The following is a 9,023-nucleotide window of genomic DNA, read 5'->3' on the forward strand; positions in this document are numbered from 1 at the left end:
ATAAAGAATAGATCCTGTATTAAAGCCAGATTTAATATTAGTCGTCTTTAGACGACTTTAGCTATGAGGCAGGGTTTCAACCCCTGACGGACTATCGGAATGACGAAAATGAATATGAGTCGTCTTTAGACCCCACATTCCGCAGATGTGATTCATCTTACTGATATTATTGAAAGAGCAAAGGCATCTAAATTTTTTTAGGCTAATTTTTTCAATTTTAGTTTCTACTTTTTGTGAAAATTAGTAGACAATATCTCAAGTTGAATCCCCGCTTGTTTCCCTGACAATAACTTGCTCAAGTTATTAGACAATACACTCCAATAAATCCATAGGTTTTTCGACCAATATAATAATTATGTTGGCTAAAAAATTATGTTTATTTATCAACAAATATTTCAATTTGAATCCGTCAAATCCTCCTGATTAAATAATTAGATAATATTGACGACAGACTGTCCCTAAACAAGAAAGAATTTTTTGATGTTCTACCGTTAAATTGCTCACTTGCTTTTGTCCATTTACCGTTATCAAATGTACGGCCTGAAATACTTGAAATATCCAGCGCATAGTCGGTTTATTTGTTAATTTTTTCACCTGATTCTTGACCGAAACTCCTGAAGATTCTAATTCTTGTCTTAGCTTTCTTTGTGCTAGGGTATAGACCAACAAACACAGTCCCATTATCATGGCAATTGCTTCTACTCTCTCAGGACTTTTTACGAAGACACTTGAAGTAAAAAATAACGGATCTTTCAGGAATCTAAATCCTCTTTCTGTAGATTGTTGCGCTTTGTATTCTTTGAGTATGTTGTCATTACTCAATTCATTTTTGTCAATAATATTTGTTGCTAAAATAAATCTGCCTGCCACAGTCTTTTCAGCTTCAATTACTTCTAATTTAGCCTCTAATTCACCGATTACTCGATAATTAATTTGAGTGAAATTTGCCAATTTACTCGGTCTACCTGATTGCTCATATTCGGCTGTTTTTTGATATTGAATATTGTTGATTTTATGATATTTGAATGAGTTTGATAAGTTTTATATTGCCATTTTAGCATCGGGTTCACAAGCAAAAGTTTGTTTGGATAGCTTGCGGAGAGCGGCTGATGCTTTTTCTTTTTGTTTTTCTACTTGCTTATTTACTTGTTTAATACTTGATTTTTTCCTCGCTTCACTTTCTACGATTAACCATCTTTGCTTGATTTCTCCATAATCACTTTCTTTTTCGACCATTTTATATCCTGATATTTCACTTTCTGTCCATTCCTCATTTTCGATACTTAAAATTTTATCCTGAGCTAATTTTATACTTAAAGGAACTCTAGTTATCCATTTCATTTCTCTCATGGCGATGATATTATCTTTGGTATATAAGGCACTATACGCTACATTTATTCCTTCAAATGTCCAGGATTTTTTGAATTCTTTTAATCGCTCTACAAACACACTTTTGTCATCGATATTTCCTGAGTCTATTTTCAGATATAATGGTACGTCTCCGTCTCCTGTACAAATCATGTCAATTATAAATTGCTTGAGGTCTGGTCGATGATCCCTCGAATATCCATGTTTGAGCTCTATGGCTTTCATGTCTGATTCAGGCTCAGATTCTTGGATTTTCACTTCTCCCTCAATCTTGACTGAATTTACTCCTTTTTCTGACGCTTTTGTGTACTCCCCATGTACATACATTGAAGTTCCATCCAAATGTATGCTATTCATTTTTACTTGAAATTTTTCGGCGGCTTTTAGGGCGATTGCTGTAAATAGTTGTGTTGTGCCTGCTGCATAATATTTGTCTAATGCTCTGGCTAGTCGGTCATCATTTAAATGTGATGGTAATACTCCTTCTCCAATGAGATGTTCTGTTGCTTTTCCGATAAAAAAGTGTTCAAATAGGTATAAGGGGGCGCTCAAAAAACCTAATCCATTCAAAATCATCGCTTTCATTACTTGTCCTGGAGTTAGCATCTCTTTTTTCTTGATACCCACTTGTTGATTCACTAATTCTACCAGTTCCATTTCATCGATAATTCCGGCTATTATTCCTAAATGGTCTATGTTGAGGACTTTAATTTCGTTTTGGGGCTGATTCATATTTTTTTACACCTGTGTTACTGACTCTATTATCTAATCTTAGCAAAACTTGAAATTCTTGCTGGGTATTTATTTCAGGGCTTCAAATTTCCAAATTTAAAACTATTAAATTTGTCTGAATATCTGCGGAATGTGGGTTAGACGACTTTAGCTATGAGGCAGGGGTTTCAACCCCTGACGGACTATCGGAATGACGAAATTTAATATGAGTCGTGTTGTCTAGAGGCTCTGCCTCGTTTGTGGCTGGGAAAGATTGGAGGCAGAGCCTCCTGATATGCGTTACCAGGCAGAGCCTGGGAACGAGTAGATAGGTCAAATCAGCTACTTTCATCAGATTAATCTCCCAATAAAATTCGCAAAGCTTTCAAAGCATTTGAACGATTTCCATTGGCAATTTTACCGAACCAATAATGCGCTTCTTCATTACTCATCGCCATAATCCCTTCGGCAATATTCGCAATTCGTTCGGTTTTCGATAGCGGTTGCAGCGATTGAAATAAAATCGCCAAACTTACGCCAGATTCTTCTGATAAAATATAAGGAGTTTGTCGCTGCTGAGATAAACTTTTCGGATCGTAATTATTCGCTTTGAGAGTTGCATAAATTGTCTGTCTGGCCAAAACCAGGGCATTTCCTTTGAGTCGCCCCAATTTTTTAGCAGCAGGACGTTTTTTCTCTCCGGCTTTTTTATAAGCACACTGGTAGAGTTCCAAAGCAAAATTGTTATGATCTAAAGGCAAAACTCGTAATTGAAATTCTTGCATAAAATAATCGAAATTATAGCATATTCCAGGTTTTTAGGGGCGTGGCACTGCTTATTGATGTCAACTTAAGTTCAAAGGTAGTTACAGATTGTTGGTAATATAATTAAACTTAGATCCCCCCTAGCCCCCCTTAAGAAGGGGGGGACCGGAAGTAACTCAAAGTCAACCCCTACTCCCCTTCTTAAGGGGGATTTAGGGGGATCTAGACTCAGATAAATACGAACTGTTTCAATATATCACTCTTGCCGTCAAACTCAGCCTTTCTACTGGATTGCGATCGAGCGTTTGTTTTATACTGCTAATATCTGAGGCATTTGCTGACAAAGCTGGCTGGAATTCTAAGGTGAGTTTCAAACTAACATCTGCTTGCGCGTCGGGACTGTTCAACAAACTGTTGATAGTCGAGAAAAAGCTCTGAAACCCCCGCAACGCCCCTTGATATTCCAGCCGCACAAATTGGTCGCCGGTTTGAATGGTTGCGGTTTGGTCGATTTGCGGTTGCCAGCGCTGCAATAGGGCAATTGCTGTTCCCAATTTGCGATAATCCATTACCTGATCCACAGACAATTCTAGCACTTCGATGCCTTGCACTTTGTAGTCGCTAATGCGATCGCCCAATCCCGTAAATACCGCACTTATCGTGCCGTCAATTTGGATAATCGGCGGTTTCGCCTCCCACAAACTCGGCTGTAGCGTTTCCACAACATAAGGAGAATTGTCACTATCTCGCACGCTAGAAACTTGAGGATTTAGATTGACATTGGTTGCTTTTTCTGCTGTTTCCCCGTTACCGTAATCGGCCACCACACGAAAAATAGTGTTATTAACAATGGTGGCGTCATACTCATCGGAAGGGCGGAAATTTCCCGGCACTAAACTATCATTTTGATACAAACTAACCGTCAGTGCTCCTTTCGCTTTCCACCTGACGCGCACGGGTTTTGCCGCTTCTGTACTGGGCATCAATTGAGCGCTGAGTTCCACTTCTTTGGGCGCTGGAGGTTCGAGAATGCCGCGTCTGTATAGGGAGGCACGATCGCTAAATTCGATCGTCTCCGGCAGCGCCAACACGCTATCATCAGTTTTGATAAATAGTCTCTCCCCGACTTTCATATCCCAATTGCCCATTTTCAAACCTTCGCGAATCGTGTCCCGCAGCTTCCCAACTTCCGCATCAAGGAGAATATTCAAACTCAAATCCTTAGCAAAAGCATCGCGCAGCGCCTTCGTCGTCCAACTATCCAACCCCAGAGGCCAAACTTTTTGCAAGATAAAAGCCGGGGCGAAAGGTTTAGCTTCTTCGGCGCGAATTTTGCCGCAATCTTTGAGGACTTTGAGAATCACATCTTGCTGGTTATTTTTGCCTTTCACCATACTCGCATCCTGGGCGGTAAGAGTGTAGTGCATCAATCCTTTTGGTGCTTTTACTTGGTCATTTGAAGGATAAAATAAATGGCGGTAAGTATTAGTCAAAGATACTCTCACATCCATATCTTTTGTGCCTTCCCGTCCCTTCAATTCCTTCTGCTGGCTTCCCGATAAATCGGCCATCCGGTTCTGACTTTTGAGAATATTTTGAATTGCTTTATATTCTCTGGCATTGTCGATCGCGTTTTCTAATTCTAGCCGATTCGCCACCAAAAATAACAAGCGATTGCGGTAGGTGCGAAACTTCCCCGCTTCGCCGCTATTGTGGAAAATTCTCTCGATTAATTCCGGGGCTGCGTCGGTAGAAGCATTCACCGTCGCATCGTCAAAGTCGATCGCGCACAACGCCACCTCATCCGGGTTATCGTCTACATTTCCGGGACTTTCGATATTAGAAACTAAGGTAAAGAATTTCTTGGCAAAAATGCTATCCCGGCGAGTTCGCAAATCTTCTTTCGCCAATATTACCCCAACTTGTTCTTTCTCTTCGGTAATGATTTTATTGATCGAAGGTTCTTCTTTAAACCGGGCTAAAGATGTGATCGGATCGAAGTCTAAATACCAGGCTACCTTAGTTAGTCTGTCTAAAGCGCGATCGACAAAACCGCTGTCAACCCCCGGAGTCAGCAGCGACAAATTCAACTCCGCCAGCCGAATTCCCGAAGAATTTCCCTGAGTCAGAGAATGCAAAAATATTGTTCTGCTTACCAAAGTAGAAAACGGCGGTTTTCCCGCTGCTATCCATTCCCCATCTTGCAATTGTGCGTAAGCCGGCCTACCATCGGGATTGTAGATATCAGCGCCGATCGCATTCCGCAAGGGCGATCGTTGCAACCGAGAAGTAAGATCGTTAGTAATTTCGCCATCCATCCCTATAGGAATGTGATGCGTGTGAATCATGGGAAGAAAGGAGTCAGGAGTCAGAATCCTGAATCCAGAATTGTCCCTCCTGAATTCTTCTTCCTCACTCCTGAATTCTCCTTCCTGACTCCTGACTCCTGACTCCTGACTCCTGACTCCTTCTACACTCCACAAATGCCGCACGACTTGCGCGAACAATCGCAAAGCCCCCCGCGTCTTCTGGAATTCAGGAATAGAAGCAATTTTTTTAGTTAAAAGATTGAACAATTCCGGGTGAAACGGATAACTTTGGGCGATCGCTTCTGAGTATGACGCATCTTTGCACCCATCGGGCAAATTAACGCGGCAATTGCGATAAGCCGCCAAATATTCCGATGCCGCTTTTTGCGCCGCTTCCTCGCTAACTCTGGCAAACACGCGCTGTTTGACGATGTTGTAAATTTCGATATCTGTAGAAGGGCTCAAAACCCTTTCTTGTCTTGCAGAAGCGCGCATCGTTTCTTGCAATTCTGCCGTTTCTTCCGCAAAAGTATCTGCTGTCGAGGCGAGGGAATAAACCAATACTAAATTATCGCAGGCTGCCGCCAAATCCATCAAGGAAAATAGAAAAGCTACCACTTGTTTGGCTAAATCGCTGTTGCCAATTTGTTTCGCTTTTGCCGATCGCAAATACCGCGCAATTTCATCTAAAATAATCACAGTCGGCTGTCCCCCCGTCAACCGTTCTACCACCGAAGTACCGGGACTGACACCGCTTTTATCGCTGCCTTGCACTAACTGATAGCCTGCAATCCCGCCAATTTGGTAAGCAATTTCGCCCCAAAGAGTGTAGGTTGTCAAGCCGCTGTCCGAGTGATAAACTCCTTGTTCAGGGTCTAAATCTCGACCGTCGATCGCTGCAACTTGGATCGGGCGATCGGGAATCACACTAATATCTGTAAAGCGTTCCAATCCGAAAATTTCTCGCCCTTGCTTGCAGATATGCCAGAGTGCAATTTCATCGTGAGTTTTGCCGCCCCCAAAACTCGTTTCCAAACGAACTACCCCAGCCCCGGCGCTTTGCTTCATCAAGCGGCTGAAAACTTCCCGGATTAGGGTTTTAATCCCATCAGTTGCGAAGGTATTGGCAAAGAATTTATTAGCATCTTGATAAACTTGAGGTGCATTTCCTTCCACTACCAACCGCAATTTTGCTGCAAATAAATCTAGAGACAAGTCTCCCGATAAAATCTCATCTCTGGGCACGCAGGTATCAAAGATTAATGGCAGCATCTCAAAGCTCCTTAACTAATAATATCAATTCCGCACTTCATCGGAATTATTCATCTCTCTCTTGTCTCCCTCTGTGTTCTCTGCGTTCTCTGCGGTTAAATCATTCCGATATCCAATAACTAATGACTAAAATCGACATTTCCCCCGCTGACAATTACCCCAACTCTCGCATTTTCAGCTTTCACAACACCTGAAAGCAAAGCTGCTGCCCCCAGCACTCCCGTCGGTTCAACAACTATCTTCATGCGTTCCCACATAAAAAACATTGTACTGCGAATTGCGTCTTCTGAAACTGTTGCCATATCATCAACATAATGCAGCACCAAAGGAAAGGTTAATTTCCCCAAAGATGGCGTGCGCGCACCATCAGCAATCGTATCCGGGTTAGTAACAGTTTGCAGCGTTTTCGTGCGGAACGATCGCGCCGCATCGTCTGCTTGTTCCGGTTCTACTCCTATTACTTTACACTGCGGAGACAAAGTTTTTGTCGCGATCGCGCATCCCGACAGCAAACCCCCGCCACCGCAACAAACCAGCAGCAAATCCAACTCCCCAACTTCTGCGATTAATTCCAGCGCCGCCGTACCTTGTCCCGCAATCACCCGCGCATCATCATAAGGAGGAATAATTTTCAAGTGCCGTTCTGCGGCAATTTTAGTCGCTAACTCTTCGCGGGAAACTTGAGTGCGATCGTACAAAATAATCTCTGCACCGTAGCCACGAGTCGCCTCTTGCTTGACTTTGGGCGCATCTGCCGGCATGACAACAGTAGCAGGAATCTGTAATAACTGGGCCGCAAGGGCGATCGCCTGCGCGTGATTTCCCGAAGAAAAAGTCAACACTCCCCGCTGTTTTTCAGCTTCAGATAGCTGCATCAAAGCATTGCAAGCACCCCGAAATTTAAACGAACCCGTGCGCTGAAAGTTTTCGCACTTGAAAAATACCTGAGAATTCGTCTGTTTGTTGAAAGTTTCCGAAGTCAGCACCGGTGTCTTGAAAGCTGTGCGCTGCAAGCGATTTGCCGCCGCCTCCACATCCGCGAAACTGACTGACAAGGGATTTTGGGCACGGAATGGGGCACTCATAGATTTTAGATTAGGGCGATCGAGGGTTCTATTTGTAGGGTGGGCATTGCCGCTTCACTCGTACCATTAAATTATAAATTTTTATTATATTTTGGACGACAAGAATTATTAGGTGTTGCGCTTAATGGTTAAAAAAGCTGTTGACTAAAATCAAAGTTATGACAATTTACTATCAAAAAGTAAAGTGGCATTTGTATTTGCATAGGAGAGGGATTAATGAATACAAACTTAACCACCGCCCAATTAATTGTAGGGAAATGGCACGGCGCTGTATCCAGATTTCGGCTAACGGGTAAAATCAACCGGATTGGATGGTGGAACTGCCCTCGCGAGTGCGATCGACTCCAACCCGAACAACGCAAAAGAGGACACGGCAATGCCATTTCCATACCCAAAAAAGAGCGACTAAATTGTTTAACAATTAAAAAAAAGGACACAGCATTACTGTGTCCTTACCTCTGTATTGTAGGGACACAGCATTGCTGTGTCCCTAACCGTACCGATATCCCGATTAGGATTCTTGCCGTTTAGAACAAGAACAATTCAGAATTACCGGAAATTCCTAAATCGACATTATTGACAGTTGCAAACAAACTGTTACCGCCAACCGTAGAACCGTTGCTATCGTAATACAGTTTAGTAGACAAACCGTCGTAGATAGCCATGATGGACGGGCCGGTTAAAGTTGCTTCCAGCGCAGTTACAGAAACTGTGCTGCTGTAAGCGTAGAAACTCTCACGCAAAAGTCCAGATCCGGTTGTAAAGCCTGGAAAACCAGTGTTGTCGATGTTAATTTGATCGTCAGTAATGCTGTAATTGGTAATTACATCCCCGCCGCCAGCAGTAGTTCCGGTGAACACAAACACATCCGCACCAGCACCACCGTTGAGAACATTGGTTCCCGCACCACCGGTTAAAGTGTCATTCCCGATGCCGCCGTTGAGAGTATCGCTACCCGCGTCGCCGAAGAGATTGTCGTTACCATCGTCGCCGGAGATGCTGTCGTTACCTGCACCGCCGACTAAAAGATCAACATTCGCTCCGCCATTCAAGATGTCAGCAAATTCAGTACCAGTGACCCTGTTAATATCCGCATCTCCTGTAAACAAGACAGGAGTGCTGAAGTTGTAACCGCCAGCACCTGAACCGAAATTGTTAAAGTCGGTCGGGAAAGTGTTCCCAGCAGCAGTTAAATCGGCAACGCTACCTGAGTTGGTAGTAGTACCACTGGCAGAAGGTGCGATCGTACCTGTAAATACAAAGTCCGCCGTTCCCAGATTGCTAGCAGCCGTACCCAGATTCGCAATCAAGGTAGAACCAGCCGCTGCGGTACCGTTCGAGTCAAAATACAACACCGTTTCGTTCGACGCATTCGTAAATGCGAAGAAACCAGCAGTTGTAGAATTGCCCAGGGCTTTAGCTTGTGCAGCTTCCAAAGAGGCATAACTGCCGCCTGTGAAAATCACTAACTCTTGGCCAGTAATGTCAGGAGTTGAACCGCTAACACCGTCAA

Annotated in this window: 5 protein-coding genes and 1 pseudogene; 1 reads left to right on the forward strand and 5 read right to left on the reverse strand. The window is 43.3% G+C overall.

The genetic code is table 11. The annotated features are described in order from the left end of the window. Positions 1 to 423: 423 nt before the first annotated feature. From QUB06_RS33010 to QUB06_RS33025, 4 genes and pseudogenes are all read right to left on the reverse strand, one after another. Positions 424 to 2,100, reverse strand: a pseudogene (locus QUB06_RS33010) (IS1634 family transposase). A gap of 335 nt (positions 2,101 to 2,435) precedes the next feature. Then, positions 2,436 to 2,864 (reverse strand): DUF7680 family protein, encoded by a 429-nt coding sequence (locus QUB06_RS33015; RefSeq protein ID WP_242719412.1) that lies wholly within the window; start codon positions 2,862 to 2,864, stop codon positions 2,436 to 2,438. 228 nt (positions 2,865 to 3,092) lie between these two features. After that, entirely contained in the window at positions 3,093 to 6,425 is a 3,333-nt protein-coding gene (locus QUB06_RS33020) for a DUF499 domain-containing protein (protein ID WP_333438862.1), read from the reverse strand. A gap of 119 nt (positions 6,426 to 6,544) precedes the next feature. After that, a complete protein-coding gene (locus tag QUB06_RS33025) occupies positions 6,545 to 7,510 on the reverse strand; it encodes a threo-3-hydroxy-L-aspartate ammonia-lyase (RefSeq protein WP_333438864.1) in 966 nt (321 codons plus the stop codon). Between the two features lie 216 nt (positions 7,511 to 7,726). Here QUB06_RS33025 and QUB06_RS33030 point away from each other — a divergent pair, with 216 nt between their 5' ends. Beyond that, positions 7,727 to 8,041, forward strand: coding sequence for a hypothetical protein (locus QUB06_RS33030; protein ID WP_333438866.1), 315 nt, complete (start codon positions 7,727 to 7,729; stop codon positions 8,039 to 8,041). Here the strand turns inward: QUB06_RS33030 and QUB06_RS33035 are convergent. Next, the coding region (locus QUB06_RS33035; RefSeq protein ID WP_333438868.1) for a calcium-binding protein at positions 8,038 to 9,023 on the reverse strand (986 nt) is incomplete at its 5' end. The two genes, QUB06_RS33030 and QUB06_RS33035, sit on opposite strands and share 4 nt — an antisense overlap.

This window comes from Microcoleus sp. D2_18a_D3 (assembly GCF_036702455.1).
In the GTDB taxonomy this organism is placed as follows: Bacteria; Cyanobacteriota; Cyanobacteriia; order Cyanobacteriales; family Microcoleaceae; genus Microcoleus.